At 33.1% G+C, this 24,189-nt stretch carries 21 protein-coding genes; 15 read left to right on the top strand and 6 right to left on the bottom strand.

Going from position 1 to position 24,189, the window contains the following annotated elements:
- Positions 1 to 77: 77 nt before the first annotated feature.
- From AACZ49_RS14615 to AACZ49_RS14605, 3 genes are read left to right on the top strand one after another with little or no spacing between them, the layout of a single operon-like run.
- Positions 78 to 923: a universal stress protein gene (locus tag AACZ49_RS14615; protein WP_339656405.1), complete on the top strand. Its 846-nt coding sequence runs from the start codon at positions 78 to 80 to the stop codon at positions 921 to 923.
- Between the two features lie 17 nt (positions 924 to 940).
- The gene (locus AACZ49_RS14610) at positions 941 to 1,783 is read left to right on the top strand and encodes a universal stress protein (protein WP_339656402.1); all 843 of its coding nucleotides are present in this window, start codon (positions 941 to 943) and stop codon (positions 1,781 to 1,783) included.
- A gap of 37 nt (positions 1,784 to 1,820) precedes the next feature.
- Complete coding sequence (locus AACZ49_RS14605) at positions 1,821 to 2,663, top strand: universal stress protein (protein WP_339656399.1); 843 nt, start codon at positions 1,821 to 1,823, stop codon at positions 2,661 to 2,663.
- A 42-nt stretch (positions 2,664 to 2,705) separates the two neighbouring features.
- Here the strand turns inward: AACZ49_RS14605 and trxA are convergent, their stop codons facing one another.
- Complete coding sequence (trxA, locus tag AACZ49_RS14600; protein ID WP_339656396.1) at positions 2,706 to 3,005, bottom strand: thioredoxin; 300 nt, start codon at positions 3,003 to 3,005, stop codon at positions 2,706 to 2,708.
- Positions 3,006 to 3,119: 114 nt separating this feature from the next.
- On the opposite strand from trxA, the gene AACZ49_RS14595 reads away from it, so the two are divergent.
- From AACZ49_RS14595 to AACZ49_RS14555, 9 genes are all read left to right on the top strand, one after another.
- A complete protein-coding gene (locus AACZ49_RS14595) occupies positions 3,120 to 3,620 on the top strand; it encodes a universal stress protein (protein ID WP_339656394.1) in 501 nt (166 codons plus the stop codon).
- Positions 3,536 to 3,955 carry a universal stress protein gene (locus AACZ49_RS14590; protein WP_339656618.1) on the top strand — a complete coding sequence of 140 codons (420 nt, stop codon included), beginning with the start codon at positions 3,536 to 3,538 and terminating at the stop codon, positions 3,953 to 3,955. The genes AACZ49_RS14595 and AACZ49_RS14590 overlap by 85 nt, the downstream gene beginning before the upstream one ends.
- 383 nt (positions 3,956 to 4,338) lie before the next feature.
- Entirely contained in the window at positions 4,339 to 4,809 is a 471-nt protein-coding gene (locus AACZ49_RS14585; protein ID WP_339656391.1) for a hypothetical protein, read from the top strand.
- 64 nt (positions 4,810 to 4,873) lie between these two features.
- Positions 4,874 to 5,710 carry a universal stress protein gene (locus AACZ49_RS14580; protein ID WP_339656389.1) on the top strand — a complete coding sequence of 279 codons (837 nt, stop codon included), beginning with the start codon at positions 4,874 to 4,876 and terminating at the stop codon, positions 5,708 to 5,710.
- A gap of 25 nt (positions 5,711 to 5,735) precedes the next feature.
- Positions 5,736 to 6,149 carry a hypothetical protein gene (locus AACZ49_RS14575; RefSeq protein WP_339656386.1) on the top strand — a complete coding sequence of 138 codons (414 nt, stop codon included), beginning with the start codon at positions 5,736 to 5,738 and terminating at the stop codon, positions 6,147 to 6,149.
- A 72-nt stretch (positions 6,150 to 6,221) separates the two neighbouring features.
- Complete coding sequence (locus AACZ49_RS14570) at positions 6,222 to 7,121, top strand: mechanosensitive ion channel domain-containing protein (protein WP_339656383.1); 900 nt, start codon at positions 6,222 to 6,224, stop codon at positions 7,119 to 7,121.
- 1 nt (position 7,122) lies between these two features.
- Positions 7,123 to 7,968: an ATP cone domain-containing protein gene (locus tag AACZ49_RS14565; RefSeq protein ID WP_339656380.1), complete on the top strand. Its 846-nt coding sequence runs from the start codon at positions 7,123 to 7,125 to the stop codon at positions 7,966 to 7,968.
- Between the two features lie 4 nt (positions 7,969 to 7,972).
- Positions 7,973 to 9,343 (top strand): MBL fold metallo-hydrolase, encoded by a 1,371-nt coding sequence (locus AACZ49_RS14560; protein ID WP_339656378.1) that lies wholly within the window; start codon positions 7,973 to 7,975, stop codon positions 9,341 to 9,343.
- A gap of 116 nt (positions 9,344 to 9,459) precedes the next feature.
- Positions 9,460 to 10,098, top strand: a complete 639-nt coding sequence (locus tag AACZ49_RS14555; protein ID WP_339656376.1) for a hypothetical protein — start codon at positions 9,460 to 9,462, stop codon at positions 10,096 to 10,098.
- A gap of 9 nt (positions 10,099 to 10,107) precedes the next feature.
- Here the strand turns inward: AACZ49_RS14555 and cls are convergent, their stop codons facing one another.
- On the bottom strand, positions 10,108 to 11,514 hold the full coding sequence (cls, locus tag AACZ49_RS14550; protein ID WP_339656374.1) for a cardiolipin synthase: 1,407 nt from the start codon (positions 11,512 to 11,514) through the stop codon (positions 10,108 to 10,110).
- 225 nt (positions 11,515 to 11,739) lie between these two features.
- Here cls and AACZ49_RS14545 point away from each other — a divergent pair, with 225 nt between their 5' ends.
- On the top strand, positions 11,740 to 15,105 hold the full coding sequence (locus AACZ49_RS14545) for a ThuA domain-containing protein (protein ID WP_339656371.1): 3,366 nt from the start codon (positions 11,740 to 11,742) through the stop codon (positions 15,103 to 15,105).
- Between the two features lie 68 nt (positions 15,106 to 15,173).
- Here AACZ49_RS14545 and AACZ49_RS14540 read toward each other — a convergent pair whose 3' ends face one another.
- The 4 genes from AACZ49_RS14540 to AACZ49_RS14525 all read right to left on the bottom strand — a co-directional run bounded on the left by AACZ49_RS14540 (position 15,174) and on the right by AACZ49_RS14525 (position 20,564).
- Positions 15,174 to 17,438 carry an alpha-L-fucosidase gene (locus AACZ49_RS14540; RefSeq protein ID WP_339656368.1) on the bottom strand — a complete coding sequence of 755 codons (2,265 nt, stop codon included), beginning with the start codon at positions 17,436 to 17,438 and terminating at the stop codon, positions 15,174 to 15,176.
- 98 nt (positions 17,439 to 17,536) lie between these two features.
- Complete coding sequence (locus AACZ49_RS14535) at positions 17,537 to 18,211, bottom strand: ABC transporter ATP-binding protein (protein ID WP_339656365.1); 675 nt, start codon at positions 18,209 to 18,211, stop codon at positions 17,537 to 17,539.
- An 11-nt stretch (positions 18,212 to 18,222) separates the two neighbouring features.
- Positions 18,223 to 19,485 carry an FtsX-like permease family protein gene (locus AACZ49_RS14530; protein WP_339656362.1) on the bottom strand — a complete coding sequence of 421 codons (1,263 nt, stop codon included), beginning with the start codon at positions 19,483 to 19,485 and terminating at the stop codon, positions 18,223 to 18,225.
- Positions 19,482 to 20,564, bottom strand: coding sequence for an efflux RND transporter periplasmic adaptor subunit (locus AACZ49_RS14525; protein ID WP_339656359.1), 1,083 nt, complete (start codon positions 20,562 to 20,564; stop codon positions 19,482 to 19,484). Before AACZ49_RS14525 ends, AACZ49_RS14530 begins: the two co-directional genes overlap by 4 nt.
- A 566-nt stretch (positions 20,565 to 21,130) precedes the next feature.
- Between AACZ49_RS14525 and AACZ49_RS14520 the strand changes: the two genes are divergently transcribed.
- Together AACZ49_RS14520 and AACZ49_RS14515 are read left to right on the top strand one after the other, a co-directional pair.
- Positions 21,131 to 22,807, top strand: a complete 1,677-nt coding sequence (locus AACZ49_RS14520; RefSeq protein ID WP_339656356.1) for an AarF/UbiB family protein — start codon at positions 21,131 to 21,133, stop codon at positions 22,805 to 22,807.
- A gap of 18 nt (positions 22,808 to 22,825) precedes the next feature.
- Positions 22,826 to 24,100 (top strand): MgtC/SapB family protein, encoded by a 1,275-nt coding sequence (locus tag AACZ49_RS14515; protein ID WP_339656354.1) that lies wholly within the window; start codon positions 22,826 to 22,828, stop codon positions 24,098 to 24,100.
- Positions 24,101 to 24,189 lie beyond the last annotated feature (89 nt).

Raw genomic sequence — 24,189 nt, 5'->3', positions numbered from 1 at the left:
AACTTAAATAGCCTGCATGATAAATATCATAGGTTTTCTTTTGGCACTCAAATAATTTTAGAGTGCAAAAAGAAACTATGAAGCATATTCTAATTCCTACCGATTTTTCAAGTAATGTAAATCATGCTATTTCGTATGCTTTGCAACTTTTTAAATATGAGCGTACGAATTTTTATTTTATTCATGCTTACGCAGATGAAGTATATGGCCCGTTTCATAATTTAGATATTGATTCTTTTGAGGAAGAAAAACAAGCCATTAAAAAAAGTTCAGAAAATGAACTAAGTAAGCTCATAATGGAAATAAAGGAGCGAACCCAAAATCCTAAACATCAATACGAGTTAATCACATCATTTGAATCTTTGGTAGATGCGGTCAATAATTTTGTGAACATCAAAAATATTGACCTTATTATTATGGGCACAAAAGGTAAAACCGCCAGCTCTAGTATAACCTTCGGCAGTAATACAGTTCAAGTATTTAAATATGTAAAGTGTCCAGTTTTAGCAATTCCAGACGGGTACGAATACAGTCAACCAAAAAAGATTCTTTTCCCTAACGACTACATGTTACCCTATAAAAGAAGAGAACTTAAACTTTTAGATATGTTGGCAGCACAATTTAAAGCACAAATACACAGCTTATATATATCTGATTTTGAAGATTTAAGCCTAAGACAATTAGATAATAAGAAATTTTTAAAAGAATCATTACCTAACGCAATGCTATCATTTGTTGTAACTGGTGTAGAAAATAGAGCTAAAGCTATTATGTCCTACATTAAAGAAAATGATATGGATCTTTTGGTTATGGTTAATTCTAGACATTCATTTTTGGAAGATATGCTGTACCGTTCTACAATTGATGAAATCGGACTAACACTTACTGTCCCTTTTTTAGTTATGCAAAATTTAACGAGGTAATCTTAAAAAAAAATCAAATGAAAAAAATAGTATTAACAACAGATTTTTCAGAAAATGCCTGGAATGCAATTTTTACAGCCTTAAAAATATATGCGGATCTAGATTGTCATTTTTACCTATTGCATGCTTATGAACCTTCAACTTTAAACTTATTAGGAACTAAAAGCCAACAACGATTGGGTGTAATTTATGATTCTCTTTCAAAGCATTCTGAACAAGAATTAGAGGAAATGTACAAGTATTTTGAGATTAATCATAAAAACCCAAAGCATAAGCTTACCACTGTATCTATGGCAGAGACTTTAGAGGAAGCTGTTAAAGATATCGTTAGCCAGAATGATATTGATTTAGTATTGATGGGAACACAAGGGGCTACTGGCGCTAAAGAAGTTTTCTTAGGAAGTAATACGGTTAAAGTATTAAAAACAATAAAAAATATTCCAATTTTTGCCATACCTAGTGGTTACAATTTTCAAAAACTACGTACTATAATTCTCGCCACAGATTTCGCTAAAACATTTAAAAAGAACGAATTAGATATAATCATAGAACTTGCAAAACTTTGGAAAGCTCCAATTGAAATTGTTCATGTGGCCATAGAGTTTAATTTGAATGATACCCAAAATATGAACAAGACTGTATTAAAGGAAAGATTTGCAGGTTTAAATTATACATTTAAAAATGTACCATTCGAAATAAGTATTTCTCAAAGTCTTAACACATATGTTGGTAATAAAGATTCTACTATTCTAAGTATTATTCGGCATCATCATACCTTCTGGGAAAAAGTTATAGGAGAAGCAATTGTTAAAAAAATAGCCTTTCATTCTAATATTCCCGTAATCTTTTTGCCTCAATAAATTTTAAAATATTTCCTTATTATTAATAAGCATTATAATGAAAAACATACTAATCCCTACTGATTTTTCAGAAAACGCATGGAATGCCTTGCTTTATGGCATTTCGTTTTTCAAAAAAACACATTGTACCTTTCATATTGTTCATGTAAATTCTGTTAACACTAATACAAGTGGAGAAACCGCTATGTTTCTATCTCCAGAGATTTTGGAAGAAAGCTTATTGGTAGAAAGTAATGAGAAGCTTAACAAGCTAATGAATAAAATAGAACATTTACCCTTAAATGTAAAACATGAGTTCAAAACTATTGCACTCTATGGTTTTTTAACCGACCATATAAAACAGCAATTCAAAGAAAAAAATATTGACCTGATTATTATGGGTACGAAAGGTTCTACTGGTTTAAAATCCGTATCTATTGGTAGTAATACAGGTGATGTAATCACAAAAGTACCTTGCACTGTTTTAGCTGTACCTGAACATGCTGTATATTCTGGTATTAAGGAAATAGGTTTCCCTTCAGATTTTCAAGTAACGTATGACCATAAAATTTTAGAAACTCTAAAAGATGTTCTATTGCTTAAAAAATCTGCTTTACGTTTACTTTATGTATCGCTTAAAAATGAAATATTAAGCCCCATTCAAGAAAATAATAAAAGAATTTTAATGGACTATTATAAAGATATTGAATGTTCATTTCATGTGGTTACTGGCAAGAAAGTTGATGAATCAATTCAGTGTTTTACCGAAAGTAGAAATCTAGATTTGTTGGTTATGGTTGCTAAAAATCTCAATTTCTTAGAACGTATTCTTTTTAGGCCCACAGTAGAAAAAATAAGTTATCATACTAAAGTTCCATTTCTCGTTATTCACGAGTCTTAAATTTAATTTATCATAATAAATATATTAAACACATACCTTGAATTAGGCCAATTCCATTACGGCATTTTTGATATCCTCTTTTTGTATCATGCCAGATTGGCGCCATAGTGGCTCTCCATTTTTAAATATCAACAGTGTAGGCAAACTTTTAATTTTATATTTCTGGGCAAGCTTTTCTTTAACTTCAACATCTATTTCTATCACGTTTAAACTTTCTCCCATTTCCTCTTCAATTTGTTCAAGAATTGGTGTCATTAATTTGCACGGAGTACACCAATTTGCATAAAAATGGACTAATGATGGCTTATCTGAACCTATATTTTTTTTGAAACTCCTTTTCATAGGGTACCTTTTTTATGATTAATAATAAGTTATTTCTTAAGAAATGAACCTGACGAATATCATACAATAATTCATCAACTGTACTTAATTTCAATATATCAAATAATTAAGACTATGACACGTGTTTTATTACCTACAGATTTTTCTAAAAACTCTTTAACTGCAATTCGTTACGCACTAACGCTATATAAGAATATAAAATGCACTTTCTATCTTATAAATAGCTACATGCCACCTGTTTACCATACCGAGTACCTAATGGGTAGTCCTGCCCAAATTGGTCTTGGAGATATCGTTAGAGAGAATTCCATAAATGACCTTAAAGATTTAAAGAAAAAATTACAAAAAGATTTTGAAAATCCATTGCACACTTTTATAACCCACTCTGCATTGAATGTACTTTCTAGTGAAGTTACGAGAACTGTTGAAACTGAAGGTATCGATATAGTAATTATGGGTACACAGGGTGCAACCGGTGCGAAAGAAATATTATTTGGCACCAATACCGTACATGTAATCAAAAATGCTAAATGTCCTGTTTTAGTTATTCCTTCTGCTTTGAGTATGAAGCACCAGAACAAATACTTTTTCCAAACGATTTTGAAATCGAGTTAGATAAAAACAGTTTATCACAGCTTTTGAAAATTGTAAATACACACGTATCTCAAGTAAATGTCATGCATGTTTTTACGGGAGACGAACTCAATCCCGTACAATTAAAAAATAAAGAGAAATTGGAAAAGGTTTTATCAAAAAATGCCTTGTTTCATGAAGTTTCAAGTAATGAAATTATAGCCGCAATAAATGAGTTTCAAGTAAAGCAAAAAATAAATATGTTAGTCATGGTTCAAAATAAACACACCTTTCTTGAGCGTTTATTTATTGAACCAGTTATTAAGAAAATAGGTTTTCATGTTACCATTCCTTTCATGGTAATACCACAATTATAAACATGGAAATTAAAAACATATTAGTATTAACAGATTTTTCCAATGAACCTATAATGCGCTCTTTTACATTACACAATTTTTTAAGTCGAAACAATGCACCTTTCATCTAATTCATATCATTGATGACCTTACGGCATCGTCAGGTCCGAGAAACGTTCTTTTGTAGGTGAAAAGAACTATCAAGATTACGAACCACATCGTAAGAAAATCTTATAGAAACAGTTCATAAAATAGTTCTCTAAACAGACAATAAAAAACATAAGTTCAATACCATATTAAGTAAAGGAACCATATCCAGTGTTATTTCTTAAACTATAGACAGTCTTCAAATAGACCTTATAGTACTGGTTAACAAAGGTAAAACTGGTGCAAAAGAACTGTTCATGGGTAGTAATTCGATAAAAATAGCTAATACCATTACACAATGTCCTTCACTAGCCATACCAAAAGAGATTGCGTACCCACCAATTGATGAAATTGCCTTTATAACCGACTATAAGAAAGGCTGTACGAAAAATACCTTAGCAATGCTTATATCAATTGCTTCTATTGCCGATGCCGCCATACGGGTACTACATATCAACGAAGAAAAAACAATGAACCTTAATCAGGTTTCCAATAAAAAAATATTGAAAAAATATTTAACAAAAACGCAACACAGTTTTGATGATATTTGGAATTATTCAGATAAGATCAATGTAATTCAAGATTTTTTAATTCAGCGAGACATTAAAATGTTTGCAATGGCCTATCACAGAAGAAGCTTCTTTAAACATCTATTACACGAACCTGCTGTTTTGGATTTAAGTATTTATACCACCATACCCTTTTTAATTTTGCCCGTTCAAGACTGATATTTATCATAGTTATTTATCTAATTGAACGATACATTTAATGAACAATCTATTTACGTCAACTATGAATAAGCGTATTCTGATACCAACAGATTTTTCTAAGAATGCATTGAATGCTATTCGTTATACCATTGATTTATATGCTAAATTAAATTGTGATTTCTATTTTTTGAATGTATATGATTTTGAAAAATATACGACCAACAGCTTAAACATTCCTGAAGAAGGAAGCGCTGAATTTGAACTGGCAAAAGCAGCTTCTGAAAAAAAATTTTTAAAATTATTGGATAGTATTGCATTGCATAACGAAAATCCTAAACACAATTATTATACTAAATCTACTCACAATTTCTTAACTGAAGGCATCAAAAAAATAATAGCTGAAAAGGATATTGAATTGGTTGCCATGGGTACAAAAGGAGCTACAGGATCAAAACGTGTACTTTTTGGCAGTAACACGGTAATGGCTATGGAAAAAATAAGAGAGTGTCCTGTTTTAGCTATACCAGAAAATATAGTATTTCAATCTCCTAAAGAAATTGTTTTTCCAACCGACTTTAATGACAACTTTAAAAGAGCAGAACTTAATTATCTAATAGAAATAGGAAGGATGCACAATGTTGAAATTGCCATTTTATACCTTAAGAAGAAAGAACTTTCTGAAAATCAGTTAAATAATAAGCAATTACTTAATACCATTTTAGCCGAGGTAAAATATAGTTTCCATACGCTTTCTGAAAATCATTTAGGAAAAGGAATACAAACTTTTGTTGAGAGTAGAAATAGTGATATGGTAGCTTTTATAAATCGCAAACATATATTCTTTGGCAGTGTATTTTCAAGACCACTTGTAAAGGAAATTGGCTATGATAGTAAAGTGCCCATATTGGCTCTTCACTAATATTAATCTTAAAAATGAAAAAAAAATGAAAAAAGCAGGTATTTGGATGGACAGTAAACATGCACATATTATTCGTCTGGCACAAGAAGAAGAAGAAACATTGGAAACCATAAATTCTGACATTGAATTCTTTAATAGAACAAGTACTGGTGGTTCTCGCATAAAATCTGGGGCTACACAAGATGTAACCCATGAAAGAAAATATTTGGAAAAAGAAAAAGCTCAGTTTAAAAACTATTTTAATGCTATAGCAGAAGCCGTTGCCGATTGTGATGAATTAATGATTTTTGGGCCAGCAAATATTAATGAACAATTTAAAAAAGAATTATCGCAACACCGCAAATCATTATTTGGCAAACTAAAAGCAGTTGAAAAAACAGATAGCATGACCGAAAACCAAGCGAAGAGCTATGTAAGAAATTTTTTTGGACATAAATAGTTGGTTGGTTAATGTCTGAAAATAGAAACCGTCAAAGAAGTTATTTCATTGGCGGTTTTTTAAAATTTAATTATGGATTCACTTTTACAGTTCTTTGAAGACCCGATGGTCATTAAAATGACCAAATTAATTATGTGGGTTTTATTCATCATTATAAGTATTGGCCTAATAAGAAAAACACTTAAAAAAAGAATTGATAATATATCAATAAGATATAAGGCTCAAAAGGGCGTAGAAATTATAGGTTATTTACTTATCCTGTTTTTGATTTTAATGGCCATTACTGTAGATAGTTTAAAAGATTACACCATTATTATAGGCCTATTTACTGCGGGTATTACATTTACACTTCAAGAATTAATACTAAGTATAGCGGGGTCATTTTATATTTTATTCGTTCGAGTATATAAGCCTGGTGACCGTATCGAGATTAATAATATTAAAGGTGATGTAATAGATATTGACAGTATTTACACCACTATTATGGAAATGGGTGAATGGGTAAGTAGTGATAATTATTCGGGTAGAATTGTAAAAATCAGCAACGCCTTCGTATTTAAAGGCCCTATCAAAAATTATTCAATGGACTTCCCTTTCGTTTGGGATGAATTGAATATTCTTATCACCTATGGTTCGGATACTGAACTTGCAAAAACTATACTAATGAATAGTGCTACTGAACTTTTATCAGATTACACTGAAAAATCTAAGGCAAAATGGGCAGAAATGGTAGAGCGTTATTATATAGAAAATGCAACAATAGAACCTACTATAGCTATGAGTCTAACCGATAATTGGATTCAATTAAATGTAAGATACATTACAGATTATAAACGAAGAAGAAATACAAAACATACCCTTTTTCAACATATAGAAAAAGCAATATTAAAAACGAACGGCAAAGTAATCTTAGCTTCTTCTACGTTACAATTACTTCAAATACCGCCTATAGATATTAATTTAAAAAAGTAATATGGATACCTACAACACTATCGACATAATCAAATCTTCCGGACAAAAAGTGAAATTTTCGTTAGATAAGCTACGCAATTCTTTAAAACATAGCGGTGCAAATCATGAATTGGTAGAAGAAATTGTCAGCAGAGTTGGTGATGAACTTTATGAAGGTATAACGACTAATGAAATATACAATAGAGCGTACTCATTACTAAAAAAAAACAAATCTGTTTTTGCATCAAAATATAAGCTCAAGAAGGCCATTTATGAACTAGGACCTACAGGTTTTCCGTTCGAACGTTTTGTGGGTGCAATTTTACAATTTTCAGGTTATGCGGTAAAAGTTGATATTGTCTTAAACGGCGACTGTGTTAGCCATGAAATTGATGTTGTTGCAGAAAAAAATAATACGGTCACCATAATAGAATGTAAATTTCATAATGAAGAAGGTCGAAATTGTAATGTAAAAGTTCCACTTTACATACATTCTAGATATAACGATGTAAAAGCACATTGGGTTACTAATAGTAATAATACAAAACCCCTAAATAAAGGCTGGGTTGTTACTAATACCCGGTTTACAGAAGATGCCATAAAGTATGGAAAATGTGCCGACCTCTATCTATTAAGCTGGGATTACCCTAAAAAAGATGGCCTCAAAGATAGAATAGACAGGCTTGGTCTCTACCCTATTACCGTCTCTTGCTTATTAACCAATAGAGAAAAACAGTTTTTATTGAGCAGAAATGTTGTTTTATGTAGACAGCTTATTAAAGATAAATTCTTTCTGGACCATTTGGGTATTTCCAACACAAGAAAAACTAAAATCTTAAATGAGATAGAACAACTCTGTAAAGCTTAAAACCATGAAAAAAGTTAGTATAAAATTTCTCGGCGCATCAGGTACTGTTACCGGTTCTAAATTCTACATAGAAACTCCTGAAATAAACATACTAATAGATTGTGGTATGTTTCAAGGACTAAAAGAATTACGTGAAAAAAATTGGCAGCCCTTAACTATCGATGTTTCCAAAGTAGATGTGGTACTATTAACACATGGGCATTTAGACCATACCGGCTATCTACCCCGATTGGTGAAAGAAGGTTTTAAAGGAAAAATATTAGCTACGGAGCCAACATTATCAATTGCACGTATAATTTTGTTGGACAGTGCCAAAATTCAAGAAGAACAGGCAAATAAAGCAAATGAAGAAGGATATTCTAAGCATCCGGTTGCACTACCATTTTATAATTTAGAGGAAGCCGAAAATACCCTAAAGCTTTTCTCTGGCCTTAAAAAAGATGAATGGATCATACTTTCTAAGAACATCAAGTTTAAGTTTCAGTTTAATGGTCATATTATCGGATCAACATTTATTCATTTAGAAATATTCGAAAAGGTTTTTATCTTCTCAGGAGATGTTGGCAGATTAAATGATGAACTATTGGCACCGCCTGAAAGACCGAAATGGGCAGACTACCTTTTCTTAGAAAGTACTTATGGAAATAAACTCCACCCTGAAGAAAACATTACTGAAATTCTAAAAAATCTTATTGAAAAAACCATAAACGATAGAGGTACATTGATTATACCTTCATTTGCTGTTGAACGTTTGCAGTTGCTCATGTATTTATTATGGCAAATGTATAAGAAGAACAAAATACCCAATATCCCCATTTTTATTGATAGTCCTATGGGTAATAATGTGCTTAACGTATTTCAACAATATCCAGATTGGCATAAATTATCGATGAATGAATATGAAGCTATATGCAATCATTTTACGATTATTACATCTTACGCAGATACATGGACAACAATAGATGACCCTAGACCTAAAATTGTCATTGCGGGTAGCGGCATGGTTACTGGCGGAAGGGTACTTACCTATCTTAAACAATTAATCGATGAGCCAAAAACAAAAATATTACTCGTTGGTTATCAAGCTGAAGGCACAAGAGGCAGACAATTATTAGAAGGTACACATGAACTTAAGTTGTTTGGAAAATTTTATCCGGTGAAGGCCAGTATACATTTTATCGAGAGTTTATCTGCCCATGCAGATCAAGCTGAACTTTTGCACTGGATAGATAATATTAAAAACACACCTGAAAATGTTTTTTTAATTCATGGTGAACCAGGTGCCTTAGATGCTTTCAAAGTAAAAATTAGAGACGCTAAGGGTTGGGAATGCCACATCCCTAAATTAAATGAAAGCATAGATATGTGGTTATAAACTTTTTAAAATAATGAATCTCTTCTACTTTAATTTACAACTGACCATTGTCATATGCATGATATATTCTAAATAGTAACTTTGAATTATATACTTAATAAATCCCTATAGTTAGTATGAAAAAAATATTCATCGTATTCTCATTTTTATTAATGGGTTGTTCTTCTATTAGTTTAGTAGAAAATTGGAAGAACCCAGATATAGTTTTGTTCAATGCCAACAAAGTTTTATTGGTTGGTATGACGCAAAGTGATGAAACTAGAGAGCATTTTGAAAGTCAACTGAAAAAGGAATTTACGAATCGAAATGTCGAGGCATGGCGTAGTATTGATATTTTCGATTTATCACTAACCAATTCAAGAAAAACCGAGAAAGAACTGGATGAGGTTGAACAAAGTCTTTTGGACAAAGATTTTGATGCAATTTTATTGACTAAAATTACAGGTTCTGAAAATCGTGAGAATTTCATCAAGTCTATTTCTCGATGGGATGATCATCAATCTCGTTTTAATGACGATTATTTAGAACATCAAGGCATTTACTTTGAAGATGATTATTATGAAGAATTTACCGTATACCATGCTGAAACTACTTTATACTGTATCTGTGAGGGTAAAGAAAGAGCTATGATATGGAGAGGAGTTATCGATATCGCTGACCCAAATAACATTGATAAAGCAATTAAAGACTATATAAGATTAGTAATTACAACTTTAGAAGAGCAAGACTTAATTTTCACCTCACAAGTTAATTAATTAGCGTATTTAAAACAGTGGACTCAAAACTTTACCAAAACCTTCTTTTAGTTTTTTGCCCCAAGGTCTTTGAATAAATTCATCATACCGTAATTCATTACTTACTTTACAATCTTGAAGAAAGTCTTCTTTTAAAAGTTTGGCAAACTCTTTATGATACATAATGGCGTTTACTTCATAATTCTGTTCAAAACTACGGTCATCTAAATTTGCGGTACCAATTGAAGAAATTGCATCATCACTCACCATAATTTTACTGTGTAAAAATCCGTCAGGGAAAAGATATATTTTAATGCCCGATTTTAAAAACAGCTCAAAATAAGAATGAACAGCCCAACTAACCACTCTGTTATCAGCATTTTCAGAGACCAGCAAACGTACATCGATACCGCTTAGAGCTGCGGTCTGTAATGCACGTATAAGAGATTGACCCGGTATTATATATGGGTTGGTAATATAAATGTACTCTTTAGCCATGTTAATAATGGAAAAATAAGTCTGTTCCAGTACAGGAAAATCATCATCAGGACCTCCTGCCACTATCTGCACCAATTCATTCGAAATAGATTCTAAGTTGTGTCTCGAGAGTTCTAATGGCTGTAAAAGTTTTGTACTCACTAAATACCAATCTGTCATAAAAACTTGATCTAGTTGTTTGGCCGAAGGACCCTCTAACCTTAAGTGCATGTCGTGCCATTTACCAAGCCCAACTTGGCCTTTTAAGTATTTGTCAGAAATATTAATTCCGCCAGTAAAAGCTATTGTACCATCGACCACTATTATTTTTCTGTGGTTTCGATAATTCAGTGAAGAAAAATATCGTCCGAATTTAAAAGGAAGAAATGAATATGCTTCAACACCAATTTCAACTAATTGATTTAGGTATTTTTTACTTAAAGAAAAACTACCAATACCATCATAAATTAATCTAATAACAACACCTTGGTCTATTTTTTTCTTGAATAACTTAAAAAGCTTAGTGGCCAACTCACCATCTTCAAAAATATAATATTGTATATGAATTTGAACCGTTGCTTTTTCTAAAGCATAAAATATAGCTTCAAAAGTAGTTCTACCATCTTTTAATAATTGTAATTCATTATTTGATGTAGGAGGAAAATGTGAGCTTTTATAGCATAGCGTCATCAATTTGCAATACCTACCATTAAAAACATTTTTTTGTGCTTTATTAGTCCATGGCATCTTATTGAACATGTTTTTCTTAAGACGTATTAGTTTACGCTTTCTTCTATTTCTACCTAATAAAAGATAAAATATTATACCACCCACGGGTATTGCGAAAATCGCTAAAAGCCAAGCTAAACTCTTTGTTGGTTTGGCGCCATAAAGAATAATAGATAGTACTATAAATAAAGTTAACAGTACATAAATACCAATAAAAATTGTGGTCCACATTGGCTTATTGATTAGAAAATTGCTCTTTATAAAACTTCAAGATACTAGTAAATTGTTCAACATAAAATAACTACAATTCGCCAAAAAACCAACACTTTGGTAAATTCATTTAGCGCACAGTAATCCTATTTTTATATCTTTAGACAGCTCTTGCTCCAAGGTTCCATACAGTTAACTCTAAAACCTTGTTTACTTACAAATAACCAATGATTCCCAATAAAATATATGTTTAAAATCTCTATACGTTCAATAAAGCAAATTTCTTATTGGTTACTCTGTATTACCCTTTTTACAAACTGTACAAAAAAGAAAGAAACCATATTAATTTTCAGCAAAACCCAAGGATTTAGACACGGCTCCATAGAAGCCGGAGTTGAAGCCATAAAAAAATTGGGAAAGGAAAATGGATACAAAGTTATCGCAACTGAAGATGCCAATTATATTGTAGAAGATTCTTTGAAAAACTATGCTGCGGTTATTTTTAATAATACGACCAAGGATATTTTAAATGATGTTCAACAAGCAGACTTTGAACGTTACATTCAAGCTGGCGGGGGTTTTGTAGGCATTCATGCTGCAACAAGTACAGAATATGATTGGCCGTGGTACAACAAACTAGTTGGTGCTATATTTAATGATCATCCGCATATTCAAGAAGCCAAATTGATTATTAACGATAAATCACATACATCTACCCAACACTTAAATAATTCATGGACCAAAAGTGATGAGTGGTATAATTTCAAAAATATCAATCCCAATATCAATATTCTTATTTCTATTGATGAGAATAGTTACGAGGGGGGCACAAACCCTGGTAGTCACCCAATAGCTTGGTATCACGACTATGACGGTGGCAGAGCCTTTTACACCGAAATGGGACATACGGATGAAACATTTCTAAATCCTAAATTCTTAAGTCATTTACTTGGTGGTATCACCTATGCCGTAGGTGATAACACCTTAAATTATTCCTTGGCAAAAACAGATAGGGTGCCACCTGAAGACCGCTTCGTGAAAAAAGTTCTGGATTTTAATTTAAATGAGCCTATGGAGTTAGATGAACTTCCTGGTAAGGGAATCCTGTTCATTGAGCGTCACGGTGCTTTGAAACTATATGATTTTGAAATTGAAAAAACGAAAACCATAGCCCAGCTAGACTTGTTTTATGGTAATGAGGATGGGCTTTTAGGCTTGGCCGTTGACCCGAATTATGTACAGAATAATTGGATCTATCTTTTATATTCCGTTAAAGGAGATATATCTAAACAACATATTTCTCGTTTCACCTTAACGAATGATCAACTCCATTTAGATTCTGAAAAAATACTAATAGAAATACCTACCGACCGCCAATGTTGCCATAGTGGTGGTGCCTTAGAATTTGGGCCAAATGGCAATCTGTTCATTACCCTGGGTGATAATACTAATCCTTTTGAATCATCTGGTTTTGCCCCTATGGATGAACGCCCGCACAGAGCTGGTTGGGACTCTCAACGTTCTGCTGCCAATACAAATGATTTGAGAGGTAAAATATTACGGATAAAACCTGAGGAAAACGGTAGTTATACTATCCCAGACGGGAACCTCTTTCCTACAGGTACCGCCAAAACAAGACCCGAAATATATGCGATGGGATTAAGAAACCCTTTTAGACATTCCGTAGATAGCAAAACAGGTATTTTATATTGGGGCGATATTGGGCCAGATGCCGGCAAGGCAAATCCTAACCGTGGTCCTAGCGGAATGGGTGAATATAATCAGGCTAAAAATGCTGGTTTCTGGGGATGGCCTTTTACGCGAGGATATAATGAGGCGTATAATGATTTTAACTTTGAAACAAATATTGCAGGTGATAAATTTGACCCAAAACACCTTATCAATGATTCCCCTAACAATACCGGAATTCAAGAGATGCCGACTGCTCAAAAATCTATGATACCAATGACCTATTTTAGGTCTGAAGAATTTCCTTGGATGGGCGAAGGTGGTATTAACCCTATGGCGGGGCCAGTTTTTCACAAAGCGGACATGGCTAATGCTGAAAATCTATGGCCTAGCTACTTTGAAGATAAATTGTTCGTTTATGAATGGATGAGAGATTGGATTTACGTAATCTCACTAGATGAGAATCAGAATTATGTGAAGGCCGATGCATTTATGCCCAACGAAGAATTTTCACATCCTATGGACATGATTTTTGCCTCTAACGGTAATATGTATGTATTAGAATATGGTCAAAAATGGAACTCACAAAATTTAGACGCACGTTTAAGTAGTATCGCATATATAAAAGGAAATAGAAAACCAGTTGCCAAATTCGAGCATGACAAAACAGTTGGTTCCGCACCCTTAACAGTCAAATTTTCTGCAGAAAACTCTATTGATTTTGATTACGATACACTTACCTACAATTGGTATTTCACAGATGATGTATCGCAATCTCAGGACCAAAAACCTGAATTTATTTTTACTGAAAATGGTAGTTACACTGTTGTCTTAAAGGTTACCGATACTGATGGAAACACATCGACTACAAATTCAAAAATATTGGTAGGTAATGACTCCCCTACCATTGCAATAAATATATTGAACAACGATTCAATTTATTGGGATGGCAAGAAATTGGATTATGAAATCATAGTAGCAGACAAACAAGATGGTTCAACAGATACTAATACAATTTCTGCAGATGACGTAAAAGTGACTTTTGATTATATACCCGAAGGTAGAGATCTTATAAAAGCTACCTTAGGACATCAACGAAATCTGGAGCCAGCGGGAAAAAAAGCTATCGAAGCATCTGACTGTAAGGCATGCCATGCAATATTGGACAAAGTGAACGGACCTAGCTATACCGATATTGCGAAACGATATAGTAAAGACGATACAGGTTATTTGGTTTCTAAAATCATAAAAGGTGGCGGTAGTGTTTGGGGTGAAAATGCCATGTCTGCACATCCTCAACTTACTGTTGAAGAGGTTTCTCAAATGGTAGAATATATTTTGGACTTGAAACCACAGATGGAGGAAGTGAAAAAATCACTTCCTCTGTCAGGTATATTATCGTTTAAGGAACATATAGGTAAGCAAGGCGAAGGCAACTATGTCTTAATGGCTTCTTATCGTGATAAAGGCAATCCGAACCAACCTAATTCCGAACTTACAGTTAGTGAGCAATTCATTTTCAGAAGTCAGAAAATTGAAGCTGAAAACGCAGATGAAATAAAGGAAGGTACCGGAACTTGGAGCACAAGCAAATCAAGAGTAGTTGGGGTTATGCAAGATGGATTTTACTTAAAATTTAATGGCATAAGCCTAAAAGGCCTAAAGCATTTAAAATTTGCATCTTTTTATAATTTAGATCAAGAATTTAAAGGGGCAGTTGAAATTCATGAAGACGGTATAGATGGTCCAATTATAGGCAAACAAGTATTGGCGCATAATGGGGTGGAAGAAACATTTTACTATAACATACCCGTTTCGCCAACTAAAGATAATGCCAACTTATATTTAGTCTTCACAAACAAAGAAAACCCAACCCAAAACATCTGCCATGCAGATTGGATTTCTTTTGACTATAAACGATAAAAGGGTTTATCTTATTTAGATTGTTCTGATGTTTATGGAAATGTCATTAAAAAACCCAAAAAAAATGCTTAATGCATATAAAAATCCAACTCTGCTATGGCAGCCGAATTCCCATTGCCTGCAATTTCATCTACTTGTAATTTAATATAGCGCGTAGAAAAACTTTGTTTAAACTTATGCATGCGTGGCGTTGGGTCATTGATTAGGTTTCCAAAGATAAAGGCGTCTTGTTTGGTCCAATTTTCACCATCCTCACTAGAGTGAATAGTTCCTTTTTGAATCATCCCATCCCCAGTTGAAGTGGGCGGTGTATAAGCGAAAGATTTGATTTCTATTTTCTTGCCCAAGTCAAGAATTACAAATTGGTTCTTGCTCTTCAATAGCGACTGCCAATACGTTCTTGGGTCTTCGTCAAAAAGTAAACTGGCGGCATGCTTTTTTTGAGCACCGCTTGTTGAAACCAACTTCCATAATATTTTAGAGATTCCGAATTTAATACTAGCTACACCTCCTTTTTCTTTATTTTTAATTGCGATAGCTTTTATTTCCCCTTCATCAAATACAAATGGTGCTGTAAACAAACTAGATTCCGCAGAAGGTTCTTGACCATCTGTAGTATAGAATATTTGCATTCCTTTATTTAGATTGGCACCTGCATTTTCGCCATTAGGATTCCATCCAAAATCAGACATCTTAGGTACGATAGAAACCTCCCCCTTACTATTTCTTGTAAATTGTAATTGTGGTGGTCTACTTTCAAAATAATGTGCTGAAACATTTTGCAGCACAGGAATAAATCTTGTTTCAAGAATGCGTATGCGAAGTTTATTTGTCGTTACTTCTGGAAAACGTAATATCTTTTTATATCCTATATTGGTAGCATTGGCAACTTCTTTCCACGCACCGTCTATCCAAGCATCTAATGCATGTTTAGAAACGCGCTCACCAAATGTTTTTACCTTCTCTTGAATAAGAAATCTATTGATCTTGGCTTCTTTATTTAACGTTAGCTCAACAATCGGTTGTTCCCCTTGCAGAACCAAATCGGTTTCTTCATCATTATCTAAAAGTTCTTTTGGACCCTCTGCACCTTTCAACAAGTTAACCCCGTACGTTTCCTTAATTCTTTTACCAGTTTCTTTTAAAACCTGAACATCTTGGTCTGAAAATTTACCTTCGCGATTAGGAGGAATATTCAATAGAAAAATAGAATTTCCACCAACAGACCTTTCATAGATATCAAAAACATCATCTGTAGTTCTTACTTTTTGATCAGTGTCATCTCTATAAAACCATCCTTCTCGTATTGAAGTGTTTGTTTCAGCAGGTTGATAATGTAAAAACTTACCAACTGCCAATTTCTCTAAACTTCCTACATCTTCATCCGTAATATCTGCGAACAAGTTCAATGTTCTAGGATCCTCCTTATATGGTACCACATTCCACTCCGTATCTCTTGTGGCCCCAGCTTCATTACCGCACCAACGTGTACCTTCCTTACCAAATACGACAGCATTGGGTGCTAATTGGGTAATCAGTTTTTTCCAGTCCCTATATTTATATTGCTGATTTCCCTTACGTTTAGGATGGGCACCATCAAACCAAACCTCATCTATAGGGCCATACTCAGTTAGCAATTCAAATAATTGATTTAAAAAATATTCATTGTAATCATCCACTTCAAACTCAAAAGTAGTTTTATTCTCAAAGGGTCTACCTTCTATTTCTCTAGGTATGGTACGTTTGGTGTATTCGCTCAGATTGCCATAAAGCCCATCGGCATTTTCAATTTGAAACAAATCTGCTGGCGAAAGATAAACACCTAGTTTTATACCATATTTCTTGCATGATTCTGATAATTCTTTCAACACATCTCCTTCACCATTTTTATACGACGAAGACATCACCCCATGCTTTGTATACCTACTTTGCCATAACACAAAACCATCGTGATGCTTGGCAGTGATAATTACTTTTTTCATACCAGCATCTTTCATGGCCTTACACCACTGATCCGTATCAAGATTTTGAAGGTTGAAAATAGCAGGGTCTTCCATACCACTACCCCATTCCATTCTACTAAATGTATTTGGTCCAAAATGAACGAAGGCTATAAACTCATCTTTTAAAGCATCGTACTGGTTCTTGGTAGGAACAACATGAGTTGCTTTAAGTTTAATGGAATCTTGGGTGTCATCTGCATCGAGCGCAATCGTATTTTCTGTATGCATCACTAAACTCTGTTTAGCCTCATTTGCACACGAAGCAAATAGCAAACACAAAACTGAAATATTTAAAAAATAACTATAGCTTTTTAAAGTATTTTTAGTCATACCAACAAATTATGAAAATGAAAGAAAATTAATTTAGTACTGATAATTTCAAAACTAAATTTTTATTTGGATAATAACCGACTATAATTAAATCAATTTTAAATCATAATTCGACCATCTTCCATTTCAATAATATAGTCGGTTCGCTTCGCAAAATCCTCATCATGTGTTACAACCAAGAGTGAAAGACCTTCCTCCTCTTTCAATCGTTTAAATATGTTAAAAACATTATCAGAATTATAGCTATCCAAATTCCCTGTTGGTTCATCTCCCATAAGTATAGAAGGATTATTAATCAATGCCCTTGCGATGGCAACTCGTTGTTTTTCACCACCAGAAATACGGGAAGCCTTCTGTTTTACAAGATTTTCGATACCTAACATTTTTAATTTCAAAATGGCGTCATGTTCAATTTCTTGAACAGACTTTCGGGCCAACTTTTTTGCAGGGAGCATTACATTCTCTAAAACACTAAATTCAGATAGTAAATAATGGAACTGGAACACAAAACCAATATGCTCATTTCTAATTACCGATAACTCACTTGGCAATCTACCGGTGACCAACTTTTCATTTAAATATAACTCCCCGGTATACTCCGTATCCATAGTAGAAAGTATGTAAAGCAATGTAGACTTACCCGAACCTGATTTTCCCATAATTGAGGCAAATTCACCTTTTTTTATTGCAAAAGAAATGTCTTTTAAAACATGAAAGTCTTTAGGTTTCAGAAAGTGTTTATTAATGTTTTTAGCTTCTAATACTTTATCCATTTTCAATTCTCTTAAGTGCCTCTAATGATTTTTATCGGATCTATACGTTTTGCTTTATTAGAGGGTAGCCACCCTGCGATAAAGGTTGAAATTAAGGCAAATAAGATTCCTATTACATAATAGCCTATATTGAAATTAACGGGATACGTTGTAATTGTTGGTAGTGCTTCTGTCTTGAACGGCAGCCCGTCAATAATTACAGATAGTACAAAACCTAAAATCAATCCTAAGATTCCACCTACAATACCAATTATCATGGCCTGACTCATAAAAATGAACTGCACATCTCGGCCTGAAAATCCGGTTGCTTTTAAAATAGCGATATCTTTCATTTTTTCATATATAAGCATATTTAGAATATTATAAATTCCAAATCCTGCGACAATTAGTAATGTTATAGAAACTGCATATGTTATTAAATTTCGAATATTTGTACCAGTTTCGAATTGGGCATTTGCTTCGTTAATATCCGTTGCGGTTACATCAAATTGTTTTTCTAAAATTTGAGCCAATGCAGGGGCATCTTCTATCCTATTAAGTTTAATATTGATATCGGTAACATAATTCTGTGCCTCTCCTAATATCTGTTGTACTGTTTTTAAATTACAGAAGCTTTGTATATTATCGATATCTGCAATTCCACTTTGGTAGATACCAACAATTTTCAAAGGAAAAATACCGCCTTTCACAGTGCTTATTTGAACCCTATCGCCTACTGATAATGACATTTTACTTGCTAGCCCAGATCCTAACAGAATACCATTATCTGTACTTTTCAATGCTTCTGGGGTACCATCAACAATATAATTTCGCATATTCGATAATCTGGTTTCTTCCATAATATCTACCCCAACTAATGTACCACCTAATTCAATGGCACCGGATAGGTAAAATATTTGTGCCCGTACTTGTGGTGTCGCCCCCTTTACCTTGTCCTTTTTCTTTAAATAGCTAAGAATAGGTACTGCATTATGAATTTTCTTTTGCCCTTGTTTTGGTTTTATTGAGCTAATCATATCTACCGAATTTTCAAAATCTTCCAACATTGAAATTGGTTGATTAACCGTTGGCTCAATTTCATTATATAAATGAATATGGGGTGTTTGGTTCAAAATAAGACTATCTAACATATTATTTAAACCTGTCATAAAACTAACCATGGTTATGTAGGCACCTATACCAAAAGTGACGCCTAAAGATGCGGTAGCAGTAGATTTCATCTTGGTAAGAAGATGTGTTTTTGCAATATTTAGTATGACCTTCCAGTTTATCATCCTTTTGGCTTAAAAAGCATCGTCTTCTCCGTTATACCTGAAATAATCTCTACCCTTTCTAAATTTTCAAGTCCAACCTCAACATGAACTAAACCTTCTTCTGTTTCTACTTTATCACCATCCATTAAATATTCTATTGGAATGGTAAGTGCATCTTCTTTTTCCGCAATTACTATATTACCCTCTCCTGCTAAGCCAGGGTATAATATAGAAGGTGGCTCCGTAAAAAGTGCTTCAATTGTAAAAGTCTGTGAACGCTCATCTTTTTGAGGATATATTTTGCTCACCTTTGCGGTAAATACTTCTTTAGGGTAGGCGTCTAATGTTATCAATGTTAGCTGGTCTATTTTTATCCTAATGATATCTACCTCATCTATCAACATTACTATTTTAAAATTAGTGGCACTACCAATTGCACCTAATGGTTCTATGGTATTCACAAGTTCACCGGGCTCCTTTAATAAAGCATAAACCATTCCTTTAATTTTGCTATTTACCGTGTAATCATCTGTGATTATTTTTGAAGAAGAATAACTATTTTTAGCTTGTTCCATTTTTGTTTCCAAATCATATTTGGTTCTTACATATTTTGCTTTCTGTTGTTTTAGCTGGTTTTCTGAAAGCTCATACGCCAACTTTCTACTATCAAATTCTGCCTTAGATCCAATGTTTTGTTCCCAAAGCCGCTTTTGCCTACTAAAATTGATAGAATCATTCGTAAATCTTAACCTTGTTGCATAAATTTCATCTTCAATATCCTTTAATATGGCGGCATTGCCTTGTACATTTTCCTTAGATTGTTGCATTGTTAAATAGGCATTTTCAGTATTTAATTTAGGAGTACGATCATTAATCTGCAGAATAGCATCTCCTTTCTCTACCAAATCTCCTTCTTCCACAAAATTATCTTCAAGAATACCAGCAACTACAGCATAAATTTGATACAAGCTATCTGGCTGTATCGTTGTCGATGCATATACAGATGATGTTAACTTCGTTTTTTGAGGAAAAACTTTTTCTCGTTCTTGATTACAGGAAAGGCAAAGCAAGAAAAGTATACTGATATTCAAATTTCGCATAAAACATACATTATAAATCTTCAAAATAAATCGAAAATATAAAGTATTACTATGAGTAAAATCATATATGTGAATTTTTAAACAAAGAAATACTAGAACATATATTATAGATTTAAAATATTATTACGTCGAGTCAATCTTCTAATCTAATGGCCTATAATCATTCACTTCTTTTAGTGTGATTTTCATTGAAATGATACATGCTCTTAATTTAGGATAGAAATCAGGGTTTCCATAAGAAAAAATAGCATTAAGCACTTATGTTTCCTCATCCTTTTTAAAGATGCAATTCGTCTTTTCAGATGCTGTGGCAATCAAAATATCAAGTGATAACAATCGAAAGAAGTAATTACGAATAGACCTAGCCTTTATAAATTAAGCAACAAACTATGAAATATGATTTTTATCATAAATCACGTTCATTATTTCAAATAGCTTTGATGTTATATGCTTTTTTCAAGGTAAGAAATCATTTAACGTTCTACCCAGACAATGATGAATCTGACTGCAAATTTTAGAAGGATTTTTATCGTTTCATTCTAAATTTAATAACATTCAAATCGTAAATGGCCATTTTAAAACTTCCAACAAAAAGAGAAATTAAAAGGTACACTGCGTTATTTAACGTATTAATAAAATATGGTTTTGAAGATGTTTTGGCCAAGAGTTCATTAAGTAAAATAATACCAAAGAAATATTTAGAAAACCATCCAGATATAGAAAAAAACTTATCTTTTTCAAAATACGAACGTATTCGAATGGTGTTGGAAGAGTTAGGGCCAACCTACATAAAATTAGGTCAGATTTTCAGTACTAGAGAAGATATGCTGCCAACTGAATTAATTTCAGAGCTAGAAAAATTGCAGGATCACGTGCCTCTGCTAAAAAACTTCGATGTACTAAAAACCATTGAAGACGAACTAGGAATAGAAAACTTTAAATATTTCGCTACTATCAACATTGAACCATTGGCAGCAGCCTCTCTTGCACAAGTACACCGTGCACAGCTTATAAACGGTGATGAAGTAATTCTAAAGATTCAACGACCAAATATTGAAGAAATAATCGAATCTGACCTGCAGATGATGCGACAACTTGCCCACAGTCTTGAAAAGTACAGTAGCCAAGCAGAAGCGTTGCAGCCACTACGAATTGTAGAATCTTTCGAGCGTAGTATAAAAGAAGAACTTCAGTTTTCGAGAGAATTGAAAAACACTTTACAATTCACCAAGAATTTTAATGGCAATGAGCATATTCACGTACCAGCTATATATGAAGAACTATCTAATGATAAGATTATTTGTATGGAATTTATCGACGGTATTAAAGTATCGGAGATCGCAACACTCAGAGCTACTAATATTGACCCAAGAGCAGTTGCTAAAATTGGGGTTGACCTTTATTTAGAACAAATTTTAGAACATGCTTTCTTTCATGCCGACCCTCATCCTGGTAATATTTTTGTGCTACCAGAAAAAGGAAAAATCTGCTTTTTAGATTTTGGTATGATGGGCTCTATTATGCCGAGGGAGAAAGAACTCTTAAGTGATTTACTACTCCACTTTTTAAGTAAAGACATCAAGAAAATAATTCCTATACTTGAAAAAATTGCCATAAAAACTAATATATCAGATTACATAAAACTGGAACAAGATTTATATATTTTAATCGAAGGAATTAGTAATACGGCAATTCAAAACATTAATATAGGTACCACCTTAACTCAGTTTAAGACTGTATTATATGAAAATAGAATTAGCATGCCACACTATCTCTATATGCTGATTCGTGGTATAATTATAATAGAGGGCGTAGGTCTTAAACTAGACCCTAAATTTAATATAACAGATAACTTAATACCTTACACTGAAAAGATAGTACGCAGTAGGTTCAGCTTAAAATACCTATTTAAAAAGAGCCTAAACCGCATAAAGAACATTAATAATTTAGTTGAGACCCTACCAGATGACATCAATATCATACTTAAAAAATTAAAGGATGGAAAACTAGAAGTAATACATAAACACAAAGGATTAAAAGAATTTCAACTTGCTACTAGTAAAGCAGTTAACCGTTTGGTATTTGCCGTTATCATAGCAGCTTTATCAATTGGTTCATCTCTCTTGGTCATGGCCAAAATGCCTCCGTTGGTTAACGGAATACCACTATTAGGTGCCATAGGCTTTGTAATGTCTGCCCTATTAGGGTTTTACATCGTCATTTCCATATTCAGAAACGAATGATTTTAATACTAAGAAGAAATGGATGAACTCGATATCATATTAACAACACTAGACCCATACATTTTAGGAGTATTCATAAGCTTAGGAATTGGTCTTATATTAGGATTGGAACGAGAATACAACAATCTTAAGGGTGATTATGGATTTGCAGGTATACGTGCATTCCCTATAGTTACTATTTTAGGCTTTTCATTGGGTAGTCTTATTGAAATATTTTCTTTTTGGTTGTCAATTATAAGCTTGGGTGCTTTTATACTTTTTCTAGGGTTTAATCACTTTTATAAAGAGAAAAATAGCTTTGAACGAAGTTTTACGACCAATTTAGCCCTTATTGCCACTTTTATGCTTGGTCTTATGGTTTCTGCGGAATATTATCGTAATGCGGTGGCAACGGCAGTCATCATAGTCACCTTACTTTCTCTAAAGACACGATTTCATTCTGTCATTAGTAACATTACCTCTGAAGAACTTTTTGCATTTGTAAAGTTTTCTATCATAGCTCTATTAATATTGCCCTTTTTACCAAATAATACCTACGGCCCAAATGATTTGATAAATCCGTTTGAGATTGGCTCTATCATTGCAATAGTCTCTTTCCTAAATTTCATTGGCTATTTTTTAGTCAAATTTGTAGGTTCAAAAAAAGGGATTTTTTTGACGGCAATACTTGGCGGATTAATATCTAGTACAGCCGTTACATGGAGTTATGCTTCTAGAAGTATTGAAACTCCAGAACTGTCACGAAAATATGCTGCAGGTATTATCATCGCTTCGGCCATTATGTTTCCAAGACTCACGCTATTAATTTATATCTTCAATAGTTCACTTCTTACCCATTTGATATTACCTTTTGGGATTTTCACATTAATATGTCTAATCGTGGCATTGTTTTTCATAAAAGAAGATACTCAAAAGCTCGACACAGAGATTAAATTAGGAAACCCCATGAACCTTCTTAACGCCATAGGATTTGGGTTTATTTATGTGATAATTCTATTTGCAGTTTTTTACAGTAACGAATTATTCGGGGAAAGTGGTTTGTATTATTCTGCATTAATAGCTGGGTTAGCAGATACAGATGCAATTACCATAAGTTTGGCTAAATTTACTTTGGATGGAGAAAAAGTAACGCTTGCTTCATCTGTCATTGTTGCAGCAATTATGAGTAATATGTTCGTTAAATTAGGTATCACCGTAATTAAGGGGTCCAAAATTACTGGAAAATTGGTTGGTTTTACTTTTGGAGGTTTCATAATAATCGGAATTATATATTCTTTCATTAATCACGGGTAATTCTGTTTCTTTCGAGCAATATTATTGAATATCAAAATACCAACTAATCCTTCTTTGCTTTTTACTTTGAAAGTTAAAAGATTTTCTAT

Origin of the sequence: uncultured Maribacter sp., assembly GCF_963975365.1 — a bacterium.
Classification (GTDB): Bacteria; Bacteroidota; Bacteroidia; order Flavobacteriales; family Flavobacteriaceae; genus Maribacter.
The sequence above is the reverse complement of the archived record's forward strand: the minus strand, read 5'-3'. Positions and strand labels throughout refer to the sequence as shown.

Bases quoted from the DNA above. Each gene is read 5' to 3' on its own strand.
- AACZ49_RS14615 (WP_339656405.1), top strand. From the start codon at position 78: ATGAAGCATATTCTAATTCCTACCGATTTTTCAAGTAATGTAAATCAT.
- AACZ49_RS14610 (WP_339656402.1), top strand. From the start codon at position 941: ATGAAAAAAATAGTATTAACAACAGATTTTTCAGAAAATGCCTGGAAT.
- AACZ49_RS14605 (WP_339656399.1), top strand. From the start codon at position 1,821: ATGAAAAACATACTAATCCCTACTGATTTTTCAGAAAACGCATGGAAT.
- trxA (WP_339656396.1), bottom strand. From the start codon at position 3,005: ATGAAAAGGAGTTTCAAAAAAAATATAGGTTCAGATAAGCCATCATTA.
- AACZ49_RS14595 (WP_339656394.1), top strand. From the start codon at position 3,120: ATGACACGTGTTTTATTACCTACAGATTTTTCTAAAAACTCTTTAACT.
- AACZ49_RS14590 (WP_339656618.1), top strand. From the start codon at position 3,536: ATGTCCTGTTTTAGTTATTCCTTCTGCTTTGAGTATGAAGCACCAGAA.
- AACZ49_RS14585 (WP_339656391.1), top strand. From the start codon at position 4,339: ATGGGTAGTAATTCGATAAAAATAGCTAATACCATTACACAATGTCCT.
- AACZ49_RS14580 (WP_339656389.1), top strand. From the start codon at position 4,874: ATGAATAAGCGTATTCTGATACCAACAGATTTTTCTAAGAATGCATTG.
- AACZ49_RS14575 (WP_339656386.1), top strand. From the start codon at position 5,736: ATGAAAAAAGCAGGTATTTGGATGGACAGTAAACATGCACATATTATT.
- AACZ49_RS14570 (WP_339656383.1), top strand. From the start codon at position 6,222: ATGGATTCACTTTTACAGTTCTTTGAAGACCCGATGGTCATTAAAATG.
- AACZ49_RS14565 (WP_339656380.1), top strand. From the start codon at position 7,123: ATGGATACCTACAACACTATCGACATAATCAAATCTTCCGGACAAAAA.
- AACZ49_RS14560 (WP_339656378.1), top strand. From the start codon at position 7,973: ATGAAAAAAGTTAGTATAAAATTTCTCGGCGCATCAGGTACTGTTACC.
- AACZ49_RS14555 (WP_339656376.1), top strand. From the start codon at position 9,460: ATGAAAAAAATATTCATCGTATTCTCATTTTTATTAATGGGTTGTTCT.
- cls (WP_339656374.1), bottom strand. From the start codon at position 11,514: ATGTGGACCACAATTTTTATTGGTATTTATGTACTGTTAACTTTATTT.
- AACZ49_RS14545 (WP_339656371.1), top strand. From the start codon at position 11,740: ATGTTTAAAATCTCTATACGTTCAATAAAGCAAATTTCTTATTGGTTA.
- AACZ49_RS14540 (WP_339656368.1), bottom strand. From the start codon at position 17,438: ATGACTAAAAATACTTTAAAAAGCTATAGTTATTTTTTAAATATTTCA.
- AACZ49_RS14535 (WP_339656365.1), bottom strand. From the start codon at position 18,211: ATGGATAAAGTATTAGAAGCTAAAAACATTAATAAACACTTTCTGAAA.
- AACZ49_RS14530 (WP_339656362.1), bottom strand. From the start codon at position 19,485: ATGATAAACTGGAAGGTCATACTAAATATTGCAAAAACACATCTTCTT.
- AACZ49_RS14525 (WP_339656359.1), bottom strand. From the start codon at position 20,564: ATGCGAAATTTGAATATCAGTATACTTTTCTTGCTTTGCCTTTCCTGT.
- AACZ49_RS14520 (WP_339656356.1), top strand. From the start codon at position 21,131: ATGGCCATTTTAAAACTTCCAACAAAAAGAGAAATTAAAAGGTACACT.
- AACZ49_RS14515 (WP_339656354.1), top strand. From the start codon at position 22,826: ATGGATGAACTCGATATCATATTAACAACACTAGACCCATACATTTTA.